Here is a 20,231-nt window from a genome sequence, read left to right as displayed (position 1 = left end):
TTAAGATTGATTAAAAATGTTTCAGTGATTTTTTGCTTCTAAATTAAAAAATAGAATTTAGGAGCGGAAAATATGAGTAAAGAAAAATATAAAAATTGGTCAGAAACAAAATATTTAAAAGATATTATTACGAATCCTTTAATAACGGTAGGAAATAAATCTTATTATTCAGGTTATTATGAAAATAATAATTTTGAAAATGGATGTGTTAGATATCTTTGGGGTGATCAAACAACAAGAGATTTATTTAATCCAGAAAAAGATTTAGGCTGGCAGTTGGATAAATTAATTATTGGAAACTATGTATGTATTGCGGCTGGTGTTGTAATATTACTTGGTGGAAATCATAATCATCATCCTGATTGGATAACAGTCTATCCGTTTGCTAATCATATCAAGGAATCTTTTGAGCCAAAAGGTGATACTATAATTAAAAGTGATGCATGGATAGGGATGGGCGCTACTATTATGCCTGGTGTGACAATTGGAGAAGGGGCTATTATAGCTGCAGGATCAATGGTTGTTAAAGACGTGTTACCATACACTGTTGTTGTTGGAAATCCAGCAAAACTAATTAAGCAACGTTTTAGTGATAAGGAAATTAACTTGTTACTGGAGATGCGTTGGTTTGATTGGGAAGATAGTATGATAGAAAAAGCAAAACCGGTTTTAATGAGCCGTGATATTGTGAAATTGTATGATTTCTATAGAGAAAATATTAAATAAAGGAAGAGAGACTAGCCAGGATTAGGGCTAGTCTCTCTTTTTTTACTTAAATATATTTTTTAGTAATAGTCATAAACTCTTCGATATCTTTTTTAATAATATTAATGCCATCTTGCCAAAAATCTGGTTTAGTTAAATCAACATCTAGATGTTTTTTAGCTAATTCTTCAGTTGTCATAGAGGCAGTATCACGTAATAAAGCGATGTATTCATCTTCAAATGAAGTGCCTTGTTTTTGTGCATGAGCGTAAATCCCTAAACTGAATAAGTAACCAAATGTATACGGGAAGTTATAAAACGGTACATCATCAATAAAGAAATGTAATTTACTTGCCCAGAAATGAGGATGGTAAGAACCTAACGAGTTACAGTAAGATTCCTTTTGAGCGTCTAACATTAGTTGAGTGATTTCTTCATCAGTTAAAACATTATCCTTACGAGCTTCATGTAAATTATTTTCAAAAATAAAACGGGTATGGATATTCATGAACATTGCAATCGCATTTTGCATTTTAACATCAATTAAATTAATTTTTTCTTCATCTGATTTAGCTTGTTTTAATGTTGCGTCAGCAACAATCAACTCAGCAAATGTACTAGCTGTTTCAGCCACGTTCATAGCATAATCTTGACTCATAACAGGAAGGTCCCACATCACATGAGAATGATAAGCATGCCCTAATTCATGAGCTAAAGTAGATACTTCGTTAATAGATTCACCGTAAGTCATGAAAATACGAGATTCTTTGTTTTCCGGAAGACTGGTACAATAACCACCAGGACGTTTTCCGGGACGGTCTTCTGCCTCAATCCAGCTCTTATCAAAGGCAATTTGAGCAAAATCAGCCATTTTAGGACTAAATTTATTAAAGTTTTCCACAATAAATTCAGCAGCTTCGTCAAATGTGTAACGTTTTTCTTCAAATTCACCTAAAATAATTGGTGCATCTTGATCTTGCCATTCCATTTTTTCTTTACCTAGTAGTTGGGCTTTACGAGTTAAGAAATCAACAAAAGGTTGTTTGTTATCCGAAATAGCACCCCACATTGCATTAAGTGTTTCTTCTTGCATGCGATTATATTCTAATGGAACTTGTAAATGGCTTGTAATACCATGTAATTGATCAGCTTTTAAGCGAAATCCGTCTAAGTGATTTAAAGTATCAGCAAATAATGGTGCTTTTTCTGACCAAGCATTTTCCCATTTTTTAAATAACTCAGCACGAACGGCACTATCAGCGTCTCCCATCATTTTATTGAAGGCTTGACCAGCTGAAAGAATGACTTCTGTACCATCTTTTTCAGTAAATGGAATCGAGATTTGAGTTACTAATGTATCGTAATGAGTGCTCCAAGCGTTGAAACCATCTGTTGAAAGTTGGTTAATAATATTTTCTTCGTTTTCGCTAAGTAATCTTTTACCGTGTTCGCGAGTTTCGTTTAAAATAAATGCGACACCTTGTTTTTTGAAGATATTAGATGCTTGTAAATTAGCCCATAGAGTGTCTGGAAGAGCTGTTAATTTTTTAGTCAAGATAACATTAGCATTTTCAAAGTCAGTCGATTTATTAAAAAGGCTTGCTAACATTGTGCCAGCTTTTTTGTTATTAACATCAGCAGATTGAATCGCGTTTACAAAACTAATTGTTTGTCCGAATCCATTAGTAACAGCTTCTTGCAGAATAATAATATCTGAAAAACCTGAGAATGCTGGCGCATCTGTTTCTGGTAGCCATTGATTGATTAAAGCAGTATAGTCTAAAATTTGTTGGTCTAATAAAGTTAACCTTTTTGTTAGTTCAGGTGAATCTACGCCACCTTTAAATAGTGAATCTAAATCCCATGTGATTGAATATTTCATACAATAAAACGCTCCCTTCGTGTATTATTACCATTATACACGAAACTTATTTTATTCATAAATAATTTGATAATTTGTATTAAACAAGGTACGATAAATAAGATTAAGGAGTGACTTTATGCAAAAACAATTGAAAAATGGTAACGTATATTTAATTATCGCTTTTGTGATGATGGGGATTCTCTTTTATAGTTCGTCACAAACGTATGAACAACAAAGTAGTATCCCCGTATTACAAAAAATATTAAAAAATGAGCCTTTTAAAGTGGCTTTATCCAGTGTGTCGTTTACATATGGAGGATCACCAGTGAGTATTGAGGCAAGTGGTTACTTCAAGTTTGTGGAATTTTTTATTAGAAAAGCGGCTCATTTTGGTACCTATTTTATTTTAGGAGGTAGTCTCTTCTTAGCGATTATTCCTAGATTGAAACATTTAGGGATTGCTTTTTTATACTCGTGGTTAGCAGCCGCAGGTTATGCAGCGCTAGATGAGTTTCATCAGATGTTGACTGGTGGGAGAAGTCCAATGTTTGAGGATGTCGTTTTAGATAGTTCGGGGGCATTCTTTGCGTGTTTAATTTGTCTTTTTTTCTTTTGGTGGAGGAATCGTAAAAGTTCTAAGAAAAGAAAGTAAACGCTTTTTCTATCTGATTAATATGTTAGAATGCAAGTAGACTATTATTTAGAAAGTAGGGATTTTTAAATGGCAGGACATTCAAAATGGAATAATATAAAGGGAAGAAAAGGCGCACAGGATGCGAAGCGTGGTAAAGTATTTCAAAAATTATCACGAGAAATTTATATGGCAACTAAAAGTGGTGGTTCTGATCCGTCTTCTAATCCGGCATTAAGACTTGCATTGGATAAGGCTAAGACAGCTAATATGCCCAATGATAATATTGATCGAGCAATCAAAAAAGCAACTTCGGCTGGTGAAGGTGAAAACTACGATGAAATTGTATACGAAGGATATGGACCAGCAGGTGTCGCCATTTTAGTTCATACTTTAACTGATAATAAAAATCGAACTTCAACTAATGTTAGAGTAGCTTTTAATAAGAATGGTGGTTCTCTTGGTGAAACGGGTTCAGTTGCGTATATGTTTGATCGTAAAGGTTATCTTGTAATCCTTCGTGAAGGGTTAGATGTAGATGAGGATACCATGCTGATGAGTGTTTTAGAAGCAGGTGGGGAAGAGCTAGAGGTTAGTGAAGAGGTTTTTGAAATCTATACAGAAGCCAGTGAGTTTTCTAGTGTCCGTGATAGCTTAGAAAAAGAAGGCTATTCATTTGTCCAGGCAGAGTTAACGATGATACCACAAGTTATAACAGAACTATCGGAAAAAAATCAAGAAATATTACAAACAATTGTTGATGTGTTAGAAGAAGACGATGATGTTTCAGAAGTTTATACATCAGCCAATATATAAAATTAAAAAGTTGTTAAGTACATGTTTTGTATTTAGCAGCTTATTTTTTCGTTCAAGCAGTTATTTTTAACGAATATTTAAGATGAAAGGGGTGAGGGATGTCTGTAAAGCAGAGAGCACGTTATTTGTTAAAGAAAGGTTTTAAACTAAATGCAAGTGATTTATATATTTTTCCGTCTCAAGAGCAGTATGAACTATCTTTTCGTTACCATCATGAGATGACACATTTCCAAGAAATTAGTCTTGAGGAAGGTGAGAAATTAATTTTATATTTAAAATACTTAGCTGGAATGGATGTTTCTGAGAAACGCAAAACACAAGTCGGAAGCGCTAGTATTAGTATCAAAGAAAAATCTCATCGAATTAGACTTTCAAGCGTAGCAGACTTTAAAAATAGAGAAACATTAGTCATTCGATTTTTACAGAATAAACAAGAATTATCTCAACTAAACTTTGTTTTTCCAGAACAACTAAAGTTACTTGAAAGTTTAATATGTCTACCAGGATTATATTTGTTTTCAGGGCCAACGGGAGCGGGAAAATCAACGAGCATGTATTATTTAGCTAACTATTTAAATAAGCAAAAAGAAAAGCAAATTATTACGATTGAGGATCCGGTAGAAATTGAAAACAATGATTTTTTACAATTTCAAGTGAATGAAAAAATTGATTTAACCTATCAAGAATTAATCAAAGTTTGTTTAAGACATCGACCTGACATTCTTATAATCGGAGAGATAAGGGACCATGAGACGGCAAAAATGGTCATTCGAGCCGCACTAACAGGACACATGGTCTTCTCAACGATTCATTCGCAAGATAAGGAAGGCGTGTTAATTAGATTGAAAGATTTAGGGATTCCAGAAGTAGAGGTGCAGCAAAGTTTACGAGGAGTTGTTTACCAGGAACTCATACCGGTTTTAAGAAAAAGTAAGTATGAGGTGATGTATGATCTATCGATTAATGGGGTGGTAACTAATTGGAAAGAAGATCTCCATCAAGCATATCAGGAAAGTGTTATTTCAGAAGAGACATATAGGCTCTCGAAAAGGGAGTTTTAGTCGTAAAGAAAAACATATTTTTTTAAATTTATTAGCTGAATTATTAGACAATGGTTTTACCTTAGAAAAAAGTTTAAGTTTTATGGCAACTGTGCAACCAAAAAAACAAAAAGAAATTCAAAAAATGACATCTTCACTACTTAAAGGTAAAAGCTTGAACAGAAGTATAAAAACACTGAAATTAACGCCATCTCAAAATGCTCAATTAAGTTTTGCGGAAGTTCATGGTGATCTAGTGGGTACACTGACACGCCTCTCCAAGCATTTATCAGATCAAGAAAGACAGCAGCAGCATTTGAAAAAAGTTGTCAGTTATCCTGTATTGTTATTATTTTTCTTATTTGGAATGGTATTAGGCATGAAGTGGTATATTTTACCACAGCTGAGTGATTTATATGAAGGAAATGACGATAAAAATATCGGCTTATGTCTGATTAACCAGAGTCCTAAAATTATTTTAATCTTATTATTGATAGTAAGTATCGGGTATTTAGTTATAAAGCGTTATTTGGGTAACAAAACAGAAGTCGAAAAAGCAAATTGGTTATGTAAAATCCCTATCTTAAAATCATTTTTAATTCATTATTATACTTCTTTGTTTGCAACAGAGTGGGGGAAATTGTTGACACAAGGAATGGAATTCAGAGAGGTTATTTTAGTCATGAATAAAAAGGGTTATACCGTTTTGATGCGAGAAATGGCTGTTGCCATAGAAAAGCAGATAGAAAAAGGAAACCCTATTAATTTAACAATCAAGGAATGGCACTTTTTAAAACCAGAACTAAATTTAATTATTTTACAGGGAGAAGTTAAGGGGGATTTAGGGAAAGAACTACTAATTTATGGTAATCGTGAATGGGAAGCTTTAATCGAATTATCGGAAAAGAGAATGGCTTTTTTGCAGCCGATTATGTTTTTGTTAATTGCCATTTTAATTGTTTCTATCTACGGGGCGCTACTTTTACCGATTTATAGTGGAATGGGGGATTTTAGTTGAACAAGAAACAGAAAAATAAAAAATATGAAGGTTTTACATTGTTAGAGATGTTAATCGTTATGTTTGTAATTGCTATTTTAATCGTGCTGTTTGTTCCAAATTTAATGAAACAGACGGATGGTATTAATAAAAAGGGAGATATCGCATTGGAGAAAGTGATAGAGACTCAAAGTGAGATGTATTACTTGGATAAAGAGTCAAGACCAACATCTACGAAAGAGTTGTTTGATGGGGGATACATATCAAAAGAACAGAAGAAAAAAGCTGATGAACTAGAGATTAAGGTTAAGTGATGAAGGTATCATCAGATGATGGCTTCACATTAATCGAATGCCTACTTGTTTTAATGATAATAGGAATTTTCATTACTATTCCAATTATTGGAATTAAAAAATGGCAGGAAAAAAATCAAGTTGAAATATTTCTCAGCCAAGTAGAGCGTAAAATCCAAGAGACGCATCAAAGTGCGATTATTTGGGGGATTGATACTAAGATAAGTCAAGAACCAGATAAACAATTATTGAAATTTGATTATTATTACTACGGAAGAAATAGCAAGGAAGATTTACATGTTGAAAAGCCACTCACTCTAAGAAGCTCAGAAAAAATTGAATTCAAAGGTGTTAGTGGAAACATAAAAAAAATTCAGGGGATTCGATTTGTAGATGAATCAAGAAACCGTGAAATTAAGTATAATTTTCAATTAGGTAGCGGTAAGGTGATTAGAAATGAAAAAAATCTATGAAAATCAAGGTTATTTACTTTTTGAATGTATGATTGCGATGTTTATTATTGTTTCTTCCCTTTTGTTTTTAATGTCGACCATGATTTTTTTTTTTAAAGAAACGAATTTAAAGCAAACAGAACTAGAAATGGCAACACAATTATATGAGATGGCAGCTTTTAAACAAAATAAATTAAAAGATGAAACATTAATTAGGAAAAAGGCAACGGATCATGATTTTTTTATAAAAGAGTGGAATACAGATAGAGTCAGAATTGAGTGTGAAGATATATCATTAGAAATCCAAAGGAAATAGATTACCAAGGGTTTACTTTAATAGAATGCTTGATATCCTTAGTTGTTTTAATGGGATTACTATTATTTTTACAGCCTTTTTTAGTGACGTTAACACGGATTGAAAATCATTTGAAAAAAAATGATTATCTTGAACTTCAAATTGGCAAGATCCAAATGGAAAAAGAGATGATGTCGACCAGTTTTATAAAGGTAGACGAAAATAAAATTTACTATAATGGAAAAGATAGAGAGACAATAATTTTTGAACAATACAATCAAATGATTAGAAAAACGAGTAGTATTCATGGTCATCAGCCTATAATAACAGGCATTAAGGAAGTTTTATTTACAGATGAGGATGGTTGGATCAGGATGGAGGTAACCACTCTTGAAGAAGAAAATTATTGTTATTTTTTCTTTTATTAAAAGTAAAAACGGAGGGGTTTTATTACCAGTACTAGCAATTTTAGTTATGTTTACAACAATGACTTTATATGTACTTCAAGATTATTCAGTAAGGAGAAAAATGTTAGTGAGTACAAAAGACTTCTACCTAGCAAAAACGATGGAAGAAATGGCAATCTCAGAATTTAGAAATGAGATGAAACAGGATGAAAAACTGTTTCAGTATAATTTAGGAACGGTTGAAATTAAAAAAGATGCTAAAAGTGATATTTGTGAAATAAAAACTAACATGGATAATCAATATAAACGAACAACAAAAAGAACAATCAAAGAGTAAAGGCAAGAAATCATCGTATTCTTGCCTTTTTTATCTGGAATTTACCTTGAATTATTCACATTTATTAGTTAAAATGAAGCAGTGAAACATAAATAGTTAACACTAACGAAAGAGGTGGATGTGTTGTCTCAGACTGATGTTGAAAAAGGCTTTCAATATTTGCTTGAATCAGTAGAACTGTTACAGGGTGCACTAGATACTTCTTTTTTTGATGCTTACATTGAAAATAATGAGAATCGAATGGATGGGCAAAAAGTTCGCGTTATAGAAGATGTACCAAAAAAAGAAGTAGTAGAAAAAATTGAAACCCTCTATAATTCTTTAGAACAGCTAGAATTGACGCAAGAAGATCGTCGTAAAATAACACAACTGGTCTTATTAAAAGGTTCTATGAAGGATGGTATTCAGGCGAATCACCAATTAACACCTGATGGAATCGGCTTTTTGTTTGTTTACATTTTAGAGCAACTAGCAGATAAGACAAAAGAAATCTCTCTTTTAGATGTTTCAGTTGGCATGGGGAATTTACTTTATACGGTTATGTCTAATCTTGATGTTGCTGGTCTGAAGACAGTTGGTTATGGTGTAGATGTGGATGATACATTACTTAATGTGGCTGCAGTTAACCAAGAGTGGTTGAGTATCGATGCTCAGTTATTCCATCAAGATAGTATAGATTCGCTGTTAGTAGATCCGGTTGATTTTGCGATTGCTGATTTACCAATTGGGTATTATCCAGTAGATGAAAAAGCAAAAGAGTTTACAGTAGCAGCAGATGATGGGCATACTTACGCACATCATTTATTGATGGAAAAAGCGATGAATCATGTGAAGCCAGCTGGTTTTGGCGTATTTTTAGTGCCAAGTAATTTACTAGAAACAGAACAAGCGCCTCTTTTAACTAAATGGATAAAAAGTAAGGTATACTTACAGTCAGTCCTTAAATTACCATATACTTTATTTAGTCAAAAAGGAATCAGTAAATCGATTTTGATTGTTCAAAATAAAGGGAATTCAGCAGAACAAGCTAAAGAAGTTTTATTAGCAGAATTACCTTCACTTAAAGATAATCAAGCAGTGTTAACGTTTATCAATGCATTTCGTGCTTGGCGCGAAACAAATATAAAATAAAAAGGAGTAACAAACATGTCAAAAACAATTGCAATCAATGCAGGTAGTTCAAGTTTAAAATGGCAATTATATACTATGCCAGAAGAAACGGTTGTAGCACAAGGAATCGTGGAAAGAATTGGTTTAAATGATTCAATTTTTACAATCAAATATGGCGAAGGTCAAAAATATGAAGTGATTAAAGATATCGAAAACCACGAAATTGCTGTTAACATGTTATTAGAACAATTAACAGAATTAAATATTATTGATTCATTCGAAGAAATTACAGGAGCTGGTCATCGTATCGTGGCCGGTGGTGAACATTTCAAAGAATCAGCAATTATTGATGATGAAGCCTTAAAATTAATCGACGATTTAGCTGAATTTGCACCATTACATAATCCAGCTGAAGCACAAGTTATCCGTGTCTTCCAAAAAGTATTGCCGCATACATTAAATGTTGGTGTATTTGATACATCATTCCATACAACAATGCCAGCTGTTAACTACTTATACAGTATTCCAAAAGAGTACTATGCTAAATTCTCAGCTCGTAAATATGGTGCTCACGGAACAAGTCATCGTTATGTTTCTGAAAGAGCTGCTGATATGTTAGGTAAACCACTTGCTGAAACAAAAATTATCACATGCCACTTAGGTAATGGTGCTTCTATTACTGCTGTTGATGGTGGTAAATCAGTAGATACATCTATGGGATTCACTCCATTAGCTGGCTTAACAATGGGAACTCGTTCAGGGGACATTGATGCTTCAATCTTGCCATATTTAATGGAAAAATTAAATATTACTGATATTAAAGAAATGGTAAATATTTTAAATAAAGAATCAGGACTTTTGGGTCTATCAGGTATTTCAAGTGATATGCGTGATTTATTATCTTCAGATAAAGAAGATGCTAAATTAGCAATTGAAATCTTTGCTGACCGCGTTCGTAAATATATCGGAAGTTACGTAAGTGTCATGAACGGTGTAGATGCGATTGTCTTTACAGCCGGTATTGGTGAAAACTCAATTGAAATTCGTGAAAAAATCATGGAAGGTTTAACTTGGTTTGGTTGTGAAATCGATACAGAGAAAAACAATGTCCGTGGAGAAGAACGCGTGATTTCAACAGACGATTCAAGCGTTAAAATTCTTTTAATCCCAACAGATGAAGAATTAATGATTTGCCGTGACGTAGAAGCATTGAAAAAATAGAGTGGTGAAAATGGCGTTAAGCTCCAAGCAACTGGAGGAAATATCAAATAATCCATGCTTTTCGGATTGATTGATATTTGTGAAGTTGTCGTAGGAGCTGCCATTTGAACCCAGACTAAAATAGAGTGGCGAAAAAAGCGTTTTGCTCTGAGTAACTGGAGGAAATATCAAACAATCCGTTCTTTGGATTGAGTGATATTAGTGAAGTTACCGAAGGAGCAGATTTTTGAACCCAGACTACATTAGAGGGAGGCGTATGTCTCGCTCTTTTTTGTCGTCTAATAAATAAAAAAATTCGTTTTTATACATAAATGTTTTATGTGATATAATAAATTTATTAGAAAGAGGTGAGGAATATATCGGAAAAACAAATAAAATCAGAAAAAATCCGATAAAAAAACGACGAACTACGTAAAAAAGGAAAAGACCCATTAAAAGGAAACACACCTTTAGTAGATAGTGGTTATGGAGTAGACAGCATGGGCGCTGGGATTGAAGATCAAAAAAATAGTCGAAGGAAGTAAATGAATGTTAAATATTAAATATAAAAAGAACTGATGACCCTTTATTTTGAAGGCGTGTCATCAGTTCTTTTGATCTATTTATCTTTTTTAAGTAATTTATTTTGGATGTCTGTTCTAACAATTAAAACATCACAATGGGCGTGACGTGAAACATAACTTGAAACGGAACCAATTAAAATTCGTTCCATCGCATTTAGTCCAGTTGCACCCAGCATTATTAAATCAATGTGATACTCCTTTTGTAGACGTTGTGTGATGATTGTTTTAGGGGCACCATATTCGATTAAGCAATGGATATCTTCAACGCCATGTTCTTTGGCATAATCAGAATATTTGTCTAATGTTTCTTTCGCTACCTTAGCTGCATCCTCAGCAAGAGATTCATCAAAACTAGAAACAGATTCAAAGGCTCTAATATCAATGATATGGGCAATATATAAAATTGAATTGTTTCGTTTAGCTACTTGTACAGCTTTTTTGAAAGCTTGATCAGACCCATCAGACCCATCAACGGCAACTAAGATATTTTTGTATTCTTTTAACATAGGAAACACCCTTTCTTATTGGAACTTACCTCATTTTTTTAGATAGTTGAACCGAAAAAATACCAGAGACAGTCAAGACAATCGCCACATAAAAGAGTGCGACTGATTGAGTGGCTAGGAATAGACCAATAATAATTCCTATAATACCAAGGATTAAGAAACTGGTTGAAAAATAGGTCAGATTTTTCTTGTTTTCTTTCGAGAATAACATTTCTAATTTGCTAATATTTTGCTTTATGTACCATCCGATAATTAAGAGGACAGTAGCAAAAAGTAATGTAACTATCTTAATCAATTATATCACAATCCAATCTTAAATTTAGTAATAAGTTAAAATCGCCTAAAAATTATCTACCAATAGACAATTCATATAAAAAAGCTGCTCCATAAAACGGAGCAGCTTTGAATCATAAAATAAAAAATATCCGTCGATGCCGTTTTATGCTCGTTATGGTTGAACCCGCGGTATATGCAGGTGGGAATTATTTGTATTATCGCAAACTACCAAAGGATAAGGCTTGTTTTTGATAATATCTTGTTTAACTCCCAAGGTATTATTAATTGTTAGCTCAACACTAAAGTGAACACGACGCACATCACAGATATCTATAAACCTATCTTACCACAAGATTTTTAATTCATCAATTAATTGTCTTGTGCTTTAAATTATTTTTTTAATTGTTTGATTTGTTGGTTTCGTTGAGCTAGACCTTTTTCATATTTTCCAGTTTCTTTTGCTTCATAGTAGATTTTGTGTTTAATTTTATCAGGTAGATACTGTTGTTTAACCCAACCACCAGGAAAGTTATGTGGATACTGATAATCTACGCCACGATTCAGTTCTTTGGCTCCGCTGTAATGGGAGTCTTTAAGATGATCTGGAATTTCACCAATGTTTCCTTGCCTAATATCAGATAAGGCAGCATCAATTGCCGTAATACTAGAATTAGATTTAGGAGATAGACATAAATCTATAACTGTTTGAGCGAGTGGAATACGAGCTTCTGGAAGCCCTAATTTTTCAGCTGCTTGAACGGCTGAAACTGTTCTAGAGCAGGCTCCAGGATTGGCTAGACCAATATCCTCGTAGGCAATGACAAGAAGTCTTCGACACGCGATTAACAACTCACCAGCTTCCATTAAGCGTCCTAAGTAATGAAGAGCCCCATCCACGTCACTTCCTCGAATTGATTTTTGAAAAGCAGAAATCACGTCATAATGAGCGTCGCCATCTTTGTCATGAGAGAAGGCTTTTTTCTGAATGCATTCTTCTAAAATTGGTAAAGTTAAATGAATCGTTCCATCTTCGGAAACGGGAGTTGACTGACTAGCAAGTTCTAAGCCATTTAAAGCACTTCTCAAGTCGCCGTTAGTTGCACGAGTTAGGTGTGTTAAAGCTTGATCATCTAGTTGAATAGTTAGTTCTCCGAGGCCATCGACGGTATCTTTTAAGGCTCGATTTACGGCAGACTTAATATCATTTTCATCTAAAGGCTTGACTTCAAAAATTTGAGAACGACTTCTAATCGCAGGATTTATGGCAATATAAGGATTTTCTGTTGTTGCACCGATCATAATAATTCGACCATTTTCAAGATGGGGCAATAAAAAATCTTGCTTTGGTTTATCTAAACGATGGACTTCATCTAAAAGTAGGATAACAGTGCCACTCATTTTTGCTTCTTCAACAACTACTTGAAGGTCTTTTTTAGTATCTGTTGCGGCATTTAACATCCGAAAAGCATAGTGAGTTGAGCCGGCAATGGCGCTAGCAATACTTGTTTTTCCTGTTCCAGGAGGTCCGTACAAAATCATAGATGATAGCATCTTAGCTTCAACCATTCGGCGAATAATCTTTCCTTGTCCAACTAAATGTTGTTGTCCAACAATATCCTCAATAGTATTTGGTCTCATACGATAAGCCAGTGGTTTTTGCATTTGATCCCTCCTTCGTTAATCTTCCTATATTATAGCATATCTTTCCATTGGCAAATGAATGATTCTTATGTATGATAAGGGAAGAAAAACATAGAAGAAGAGGGAAAAAATGAAAAAAGAACATTTATTAGAGGTCTTAGAAAAAGAATTAGAAAAACAGTTAACTGAATTTGATTTTGCCATTGATTGGAGTCCTAAAAAACATCAATTTGAAGTAATCGTGGTTTTATTTGCCGAAAATAAAGATCAAGAATCAATTGAAGATGAAGAAGGAATAGTCAGTGAAGAAGAGGTTATTGAGTTTGAAGATACTGTTCTTTTTTATGCTAATCCACAAGATGAAATTGACAAAGAAGAGTATTTAACAACGATTTTATTTGATCGTAAAAAAGGCTTATCAAAAGAATGGATTCATCAATTTGCGAAATACTTAAATGAGTGTTTAATCGAGGGTCAAAGTGATTTACTAGATTTTCTTTCTGACGAATCTCAAGCTGTTTTTGAATTAAAATGGAATGAAGAAGAATTTACTGAACGAACTAATGCAATCAAAAATAATACACTAGTACCTTATCCAAAATACTAAGAAAGTAGGCAACTAAATGAAGTGGAATCAAGTATCAGTTTTAACAACAAGTGAAGCAGTGGAAGCTGTGTCAAATATTTTAATGGAATCAGGCGCTAATGGTGTGGCGATTGAAGATGCGATGGACGTGATTAATTTTGAAAGCGATGCTTTTGGAGAAATTTTAGATGCTACGACGTTTGATCACATAAAAGAAGGGGCAAAAGTAATTGCTTATTATCCTGAAACCATTTTTTTACCGGAAATTTTACCAACTGTTAAGTCACGAGTAGAAGAATTAACAACATTTGGTTTAGATATTGGTAAAAATGACATTGAAACTTCAGAAGTGGCAGAAAATGACTGGGCAACAGCTTGGAAAAAGTATTATCACCCAGTCAACATCAGCCGTTATTTAACGATTGTTCCTGAATGGCAAGAATACATACCTCATTCAACGGATGAGCATGTGATGAAATTAGATCCAGGGATGGCCTTTGGTACAGGAACACATCCAACAACTCGTTTAACATTACAAGCTTTAGAAGTTGTATTACGTGGTGGGGAAACGGTTCTTGATGTAGGTACTGGTTCTGGCGTGTTAAGTATTGCCAGTAAATGCTTAGGTGCAGGTGAGGTCTTTGCCTATGATTTAGATGAGGTTGCCGTTAATTCTGCTAAAGAAAATATGAACTTAAACCCAGTGGCAAAAGATGTGCATGTTTCAGCAAATAATTTACTTGTTGGTGTGGATCAAAAAGCAGATGTGATTGTGGCTAATATTTTGGCTGATATTATTATTGCCTTAATTCCTGATGCGTACCGTTGTTTAAATGAGGGTGGCACCTTTATTATTTCAGGTATCATTGAAGACAAAGAGGATAGCGTATTAGAAGTTCTTTATGCTAATGGCTTTGAAGTGGATCAACGTTTCCAACAAAAAGATTGGTTAGCCTTTATTATTAAGAAAAGTATCGAGGACTAAGAGTATGCAACGATACTTTATTGAAGAGGATTATCTAGAGCAAGTTGCGTTTGAATTAGTTGGTGATGACTTTCATCATGCTGCTCATGTGATGCGGATGAAATTAACCAATCAATGCTTTTTAACTTTTAATAATGAAGTGGCAATTGTTGCTGAAATTACTGAAATATCAGAAGATCAAATTCTATTAAAAGAAGTTAGAAAAGAAAGCCAAGAAAAAGAAATGCCAGTTGCTGTCACTGTTGCTTGCGGTTTTACTAAAGGTGATAAACTAGAGTGGGTGGCTCAAAAAGCAACAGAGCTTGGTATGTCTGAATTGATTGCTTTTCCAAGCAAAACTTCTGTGGCAAAATGGGATGAAAAAAAACTAGCAAAAAAAGAGCAGCGCTTTGAAAAAATTGTTAAAGAAGCAGCAGAACAATCTCATCGTCAAAAAGTACCAAATATTCAATTTTTTTCTAACTTCAAACCATTTTTAGAAAGTCTGAAAGATTATGATTATGTGTTAGTAGCCTATGAAGAATCTGCTAAAGAAGGAGAAGTAAAGAGTTTTGTAAAAGTCTTGCAGCAGGTAAAAAAAGGCGAGAAACTCTTAATTATCTTCGGACCAGAAGGCGGTATTACACCAGAAGAAATTGCTCTTTTTGAAGAACGTCAAGGTGTTTTATGTGGGCTAGGACCACGAATACTACGAGCAGAAACAGCCCCACTTTACGCGTTATCAGCTATGAGTTATCAGTGGGAGTTATTACAATAAATTTGAAGAACATCAGCAATGAAGTTACCTAAAGGGGTAATTTTGTTGCTGGTGTTTTTTTAATAAAAAAATTTTAGATAAAATTCAAATATGCCTCGTATTTTAAAAGAGTAGTTAAATAAAAAAAAGGAGTGTGGTAATATGAAACGTTTTGTTAAATGGATTCAAATTTTTGTTATTGCTTTATTGTTAGGACAGTATTTTTCGGTACCAGTTATTGCTGTGGAGGCTTTAGTTCAAGAAAAGCAGTCACTTAAAAAAGAGTTATATTCTTACTATTCAGAAGTAACTGATAAAATGGATCCGAGAAAGCTGAGTCAGTTAATGGAGGATTATGAGCATCCAAATTATCAAATTCAAAAGCCAATGAAATTACTGAACATAGATGAAGAAGTCATCTTAGAAAATGCTTATTATCCTATTTTAGTTGAAAACGAATTGTCTGATTTGGTTAAATTTAATAGCCAAACAAAAGAATATAGTCTGGAAAATGAAGCTGTAGTCGAATCATTTAAAAAGTTCAATCATAGTAAGGATACTAAAGAAAACATTCTTTTTATCGAGTATAAAACCCAAATAATAGGAAAAGCAGAGAAAACAAATTTTAATTTCTCTAGTGATTCGGAAATTAGTGACGAAGTAGATAAGAAAATAGAAAAGCTATCAGTAAAAAACGATAGTAAATCTAGCTATAATATTTTTGATTCTAAAGAGAATTTAACTAATTACTTAAATAATGAAACTGAAGTAGACTCATCGGAAAGATTGGAAATAAAAGATACAGGCAATCAAGAGAGTATTTATTTGGAAGAAAATCAAACGAAGAGTCAAGGCGACAAAGAGGAGATAACAACAAATAGTACAAAAGAGAGTAATGCAACAGACAGTAGCGTCATTGATAATCCGATAATTTCTGCAGATAGTGATAATTCAGAAGCAAAAAATGAAAGTGACGAATTAAATAGAGAAGTAGAAGTAAGAAGTAATGATAATGAGTGGGGAAACGGACAATATGTAACATCAGATATGAAAGCAAACTTAGTCTCTCGTTCAAATCAGCATTTCTTTCAAAATAATTATTACTTTTTAGTTAGATCCCCAAATGGCAAGTACTCTTATACTCGTTCACTAATAATGAATAATTATTTTAGAAATCAGCCATTAGATCATCAAGTTTTTAAAAAACTTGGCGGTGATACGGGAAATATAAAACAATCTTCATTTGACTCTAATTACTCTAAATATGGATTTAGATCAGGATTTTATCAGTATTATAATGTATCTAAAGATAAAAACCCTTGTGAAGGAAAAAGTCTAAATTATTATCTGAATTGGCTATTTTATTGGTCAGATGCCAACATAAAAATAGTTAAACAAGACTCACAGCTAGATATGGATAATTATGTTAGAAAATTAAATACTGGTATCGAGTACAGACCAGCCAATAAAAAATATGTGACAGATGATATCAAAGCTAATTTAACAACTAGTAACAATTCCTTTTATTTAAAAAATGATTATTATTTTTTAGTTAAATCACCGAATGGTAAATATTCATATACTAATTCTCTGAAAATGAATAATTCTTTTTATAAACAAGATTTGGATCATCATGGATTTTTTAAAATTGGAGGAGATACGGGTAATATAAAACAATCAACATATAGTCCAAAATGTAGTCAATATAAGTTTAAAGATGAATTTTATAAATTTTATGACGTCAAAAGAGATAGTAATCCATGTACAGAAAAAGATTTAGATGGCTATCTAAATTGGTTATTCTTCTGGTCAGATGCCAACATAAAAATAGTTAAACAAGACTCGCAGTTAGATATGGATAACTATGTTAGAAAATTAAATACTGGTATCGAGTACCGACCAGCTAATAAAAAATATGTGACAGATGATATCAAAGCAAATTTAACTACAAGTAATCGAGATTTCACTTTAAAAAACAATTATTATTTTTTGGTTCAGGCTCCAAATGGTAAATACTCCTATACTCGCTCATTACAAATGAATAATTTTTTTACCAAACAGACTTTAGATCATCATACTTTTTCAAGACTGGGGGGAGATACAGGAAATATAAGAAAATCAACATTTGGTAATATTTATTATCAGTATAATTTTAGGTCTGATTTCTTTAAATTTTACGATGTTACCAAAGATATAAATCCTTGTACTGGAAAAGACTTAGACTATTATCTAAATTGGCTATTCTTTTGGTCAGATGCGAATATAAAAATAGTCAAACAAGATTCTCAAACTGATATGGATAACTATGTCAGAAAATTAAACACCGGTATTGAATATCGACCAGCGAATAAAAAATATGTGACAGATGATATCAAAGCCAATCTTTCAGCTAGTGGTAAAGATTTCACATTAAGGAATAAATATTATTTTTTGATCCAGTCTCCAAATGGTAAATATTCTTATGCTCGCTCATTACAAATGAATAATTTTTTTACCAAACAAACTTTAGATCTTCATAGTTTTTCAAGACTTGGAGGAGATACGGGAAATATAAGGAAAACAGCATTTGGTACTGGATATTATCAGTATAATTTTAGGTCTGATTTCTTTAAATTTTATGATGTTACAAAAGATAGTAATCCATGTGTGGGAAAAGACTTAGATTATTATCTAAATTGGTTATTCTTTTGGTCAGATGCGAATATTCAAATTGTAGCAGAAGAAACACAAACAGATATGGATAATTATGTCAGAAAACTAAATACTGGCATTGAATATAAACCAGCCAATAAAAAATATGTGACAGATGAAATAAAAGCAAATCTAACTACAACGTTTAATGATTTTACTCTGAAAAATAATTATTACTTTTTAATTCAGTCACCAAATGGTAAATATTCATATACTAGCTCTATAAAAATGAATAATTATTTTCAAAAACAGACATTAGATCATCATGGTTTCTATAAGCTGGGTGGAGATACAGGGAATATAAGGGAATCGACCTATGGTGCTAAGTGCTATCAATATAACTTTAGATCTGATTTCTTTAAATTTTACGATGTCACAAAAGATAACAATCCTTGTGTTGGAAAAGGGTTAGACTATTATTTGAATTGGCTATTCTTTTGGTCAGATGCTAATATTCAGATTGTTAAACAAAATTCTCAGTTAGATATGGATAATCATGTTAGAACGTTAAATACAGGAATAGAGTATAACCCAGCTAACAAAAAATATGTAACAGATGATATAAAAGCTAATCTAAATACAACCGGTAATGATTTTACTTTGAGAAACAATTTTTATTTTTTAATTAAAGCTCCTAATGGCAAAATTGCCTATACCAAAACATTGAAAATGAATAATTATTTTCCGAAGCAAGGATTAGATCATCATGGGTTTTCAAAACTAGGTGGTGATCCAGGTAACTTAAGAAAATCAGACTACGATAGTGCATACTACCAATATGGATTTTATTCTGAATTTTATACTTTTTATGATGTAGAGAAAGATAAAAATCCGTGTATTGGACAGGGATTAGACTATTATTTAAATTGGCTTGATTTTTGGACCAATAGTGAAATATCTATTGTGGAAGAAAAAGAAGTAGACTTATATGTAGCTAAAATAAATAATGCGATAAGAGATTGGCGATTCTTTAGCGAAGGACATACTACTTCCAAAGACCAACATTATTCACTTTCTCTAAGAGAGACAACGCGGTTGAATATTGATATTGACAATAGTGCCCGATTACGTGTATATAATAAGCAAGATCAAAAACTGTTTGATATTAACTATCTAAAAAAAGATACAAGTGATAAATTAGACTTACCAGCTGGCGATTATTATATTTCAGTGACAGGAATTAATTCAGAAACTACCTTCCAAATGGTAAGGGGAACTTTTGATAATTCTCGTCTACACGTTAATTCGAATGCAGAACGAACCGATATTTTTATGGATGGACGGTATAGTCAGCAATTAACAGATTTATATCAACCATACCATAGAAAAAATGGAGACAACACTTCAGTTGTAGTAAATAATACTTTAGTTGGTATTTGGAACAATAGTCCTACCAATTTTAATGAATTAGATGACTTATACGGTAGAAATCATCTGTTTAAGCAACCAGTTTTAAGTCATCCCGGTGTAACTAATCTGGGACCAATTTCTCTTGTAAATAATGCCCGCACCAATACAATGCAATATATCGGACAAGAACATTTTCATTCCAATAAAAAAATCTTCTCATTAGAAGATGGTCCACAGCAAAGAGTGGTAGGAATTGATGATGCATTAATTTGGATGGGGATTATCTATGTAGTCACAGCTACAGCAGCAGTTTATTCAGCCAATGTTCCAGATACGAGTAACTTAACGTTGACCATGCCAAAAGTTAGAGGTTATGAGTATGGAAGTTGGGTTGAAGATGATTTAAATGAAAAAATGAAAGATCCAAGATATCAAGATCCAACTCTAAATTTAGACTGCTCTGAAATTGCTGAAGAGTTAGCTGAAATAGATCCTAGGGGAAGTTATTATTGGATAGAAGCAGAAGATAAAGGAGTTTTTTATTTGAGAGAATATGGTGAAATAACAGGGAATTTTGTTTATCATGTTGTTTATACTCATAATGGTATGATTTATGATCCAAGATATTCGATAACACCTATAAATAAAAGTGTATATTTTAAAGATTTACAATCAATTAATAGTAAAAAGATAAATGTATATGAACGTCCAATATAAATTAGGAGGAAA

Annotated in this window: 20 protein-coding genes and 1 other RNA gene; 16 read left to right on the top strand and 5 right to left on the bottom strand. The window is 32.8% G+C overall.

The features are described 5' to 3' along the window. Positions 1-72: 72 nt before the first annotated feature. The gene (locus tag FM121_RS05630) at positions 73-726 is read left to right on the top strand and encodes a CatB-related O-acetyltransferase (RefSeq protein WP_086951182.1); all 654 of its coding nucleotides are present in this window, start codon (positions 73-75) and stop codon (positions 724-726) included. A 46-nt stretch (positions 727-772) separates the two neighbouring features. Here FM121_RS05630 and FM121_RS05625 read toward each other — a convergent pair whose 3' ends face one another. Then, positions 773-2,587: a M3 family oligoendopeptidase gene (locus tag FM121_RS05625; RefSeq protein WP_086951181.1), complete on the bottom strand. Its 1,815-nt coding sequence runs from the start codon at positions 2,585-2,587 to the stop codon at positions 773-775. A 118-nt stretch (positions 2,588-2,705) separates the two neighbouring features. On the opposite strand from FM121_RS05625, the gene FM121_RS05620 reads away from it, so the two are divergent. From FM121_RS05620 to FM121_RS05570, 11 genes are all read left to right on the top strand, one after another. Continuing rightward, on the top strand, positions 2,706-3,221 hold the full coding sequence (locus FM121_RS05620; RefSeq protein WP_086951180.1) for a VanZ family protein: 516 nt from the start codon (positions 2,706-2,708) through the stop codon (positions 3,219-3,221). Positions 3,222-3,290: 69 nt separating this feature from the next. Continuing rightward, positions 3,291-4,016, top strand: a complete 726-nt coding sequence (locus FM121_RS05615; protein ID WP_086951179.1) for a YebC/PmpR family DNA-binding transcriptional regulator — start codon at positions 3,291-3,293, stop codon at positions 4,014-4,016. 98 nt (positions 4,017-4,114) lie between these two features. Further along, positions 4,115-5,077: a competence type IV pilus ATPase ComGA gene (gene comGA / locus FM121_RS05610; protein WP_086951178.1), complete on the top strand. Its 963-nt coding sequence runs from the start codon at positions 4,115-4,117 to the stop codon at positions 5,075-5,077. Then, positions 5,031-6,074, top strand: a complete 1,044-nt coding sequence (comGB, locus tag FM121_RS05605) for a competence type IV pilus assembly protein ComGB (RefSeq protein WP_086951177.1) — start codon at positions 5,031-5,033, stop codon at positions 6,072-6,074. The genes comGA and comGB overlap by 47 nt, the downstream gene beginning before the upstream one ends. Beyond that, a complete protein-coding gene (gene comGC / locus FM121_RS05600) occupies positions 6,071-6,367 on the top strand; it encodes a competence type IV pilus major pilin ComGC (protein ID WP_086951176.1) in 297 nt (98 codons plus the stop codon). The genes comGB and comGC overlap by 4 nt, the downstream gene beginning before the upstream one ends. Next, complete coding sequence (comGD, locus tag FM121_RS05595; protein ID WP_086951175.1) at positions 6,367-6,819, top strand: competence type IV pilus minor pilin ComGD; 453 nt, start codon at positions 6,367-6,369, stop codon at positions 6,817-6,819. Before comGC ends, comGD begins: the two co-directional genes overlap by 1 nt. After that, positions 6,803-7,114 (top strand): hypothetical protein, encoded by a 312-nt coding sequence (locus FM121_RS05590; RefSeq protein ID WP_086951174.1) that lies wholly within the window; start codon positions 6,803-6,805, stop codon positions 7,112-7,114. The genes comGD and FM121_RS05590 overlap by 17 nt, the downstream gene beginning before the upstream one ends. A 50-nt stretch (positions 7,115-7,164) precedes the next feature. Next, positions 7,165-7,521, top strand: a complete 357-nt coding sequence (locus FM121_RS05585) for a ComGF family competence protein (RefSeq protein WP_143597061.1) — start codon at positions 7,165-7,167, stop codon at positions 7,519-7,521. Next, positions 7,484-7,837 (top strand): competence type IV pilus minor pilin ComGG, encoded by a 354-nt coding sequence (gene comGG, locus FM121_RS05580; RefSeq protein ID WP_086951172.1) that lies wholly within the window; start codon positions 7,484-7,486, stop codon positions 7,835-7,837. Before FM121_RS05585 ends, comGG begins: the two co-directional genes overlap by 38 nt. Positions 7,838-7,960: 123 nt before the next feature. Further along, complete coding sequence (locus tag FM121_RS05575; protein ID WP_086951171.1) at positions 7,961-8,968, top strand: class I SAM-dependent methyltransferase; 1,008 nt, start codon at positions 7,961-7,963, stop codon at positions 8,966-8,968. Between the two features lie 15 nt (positions 8,969-8,983). After that, entirely contained in the window at positions 8,984-10,168 is a 1,185-nt protein-coding gene (locus FM121_RS05570) for an acetate/propionate family kinase (RefSeq protein ID WP_086951170.1), read from the top strand. A 598-nt stretch (positions 10,169-10,766) separates the two neighbouring features. Here the strand turns inward: FM121_RS05570 and FM121_RS05565 are convergent. The 4 genes from FM121_RS05565 to FM121_RS05555 all read right to left on the bottom strand — a co-directional run bounded on the left by FM121_RS05565 (position 10,767) and on the right by FM121_RS05555 (position 13,175). Beyond that, positions 10,767-11,237 (bottom strand): universal stress protein, encoded by a 471-nt coding sequence (locus FM121_RS05565; RefSeq protein ID WP_086951169.1) that lies wholly within the window; start codon positions 11,235-11,237, stop codon positions 10,767-10,769. A gap of 25 nt (positions 11,238-11,262) precedes the next feature. Continuing rightward, entirely contained in the window at positions 11,263-11,532 is a 270-nt protein-coding gene (locus FM121_RS14340; RefSeq protein ID WP_143597060.1) for a hypothetical protein, read from the bottom strand. 123 nt (positions 11,533-11,655) lie between these two features. Beyond that, a non-coding RNA gene (gene ssrS / locus FM121_RS05560) (6S RNA) lies at positions 11,656-11,845 on the bottom strand. A gap of 58 nt (positions 11,846-11,903) precedes the next feature. After that, positions 11,904-13,175, bottom strand: a complete 1,272-nt coding sequence (locus FM121_RS05555; RefSeq protein WP_086951168.1) for a replication-associated recombination protein A — start codon at positions 13,173-13,175, stop codon at positions 11,904-11,906. 109 nt (positions 13,176-13,284) lie between these two features. Here FM121_RS05555 and FM121_RS05550 point away from each other — a divergent pair, with 109 nt between their 5' ends. From FM121_RS05550 to FM121_RS05535, 4 genes are all read left to right on the top strand, one after another. After that, a complete protein-coding gene (locus tag FM121_RS05550) occupies positions 13,285-13,761 on the top strand; it encodes a DUF3013 family protein (RefSeq protein WP_086951167.1) in 477 nt (158 codons plus the stop codon). 16 nt (positions 13,762-13,777) lie between these two features. Continuing rightward, positions 13,778-14,725, top strand: a complete 948-nt coding sequence (prmA, locus tag FM121_RS05545; protein WP_086951166.1) for a 50S ribosomal protein L11 methyltransferase — start codon at positions 13,778-13,780, stop codon at positions 14,723-14,725. Between the two features lie 4 nt (positions 14,726-14,729). Continuing rightward, positions 14,730-15,482 carry a 16S rRNA (uracil(1498)-N(3))-methyltransferase gene (locus tag FM121_RS05540; protein ID WP_086951165.1) on the top strand — a complete coding sequence of 251 codons (753 nt, stop codon included), beginning with the start codon at positions 14,730-14,732 and terminating at the stop codon, positions 15,480-15,482. Between the two features lie 141 nt (positions 15,483-15,623). After that, positions 15,624-20,219, top strand: a complete 4,596-nt coding sequence (locus FM121_RS05535) for a hypothetical protein (protein ID WP_086951164.1) — start codon at positions 15,624-15,626, stop codon at positions 20,217-20,219. Positions 20,220-20,231: the final 12 nt, after the last annotated feature.

This window comes from Vagococcus fluvialis bH819 (genome assembly GCF_900163795.1).
GTDB classification, from domain to species: domain Bacteria; phylum Bacillota; class Bacilli; order Lactobacillales; family Vagococcaceae; genus Vagococcus; species Vagococcus fluvialis_A.
Note: the sequence above shows the minus strand (reverse complement) of the source record. Positions and strands in the feature narration are given on the sequence as shown.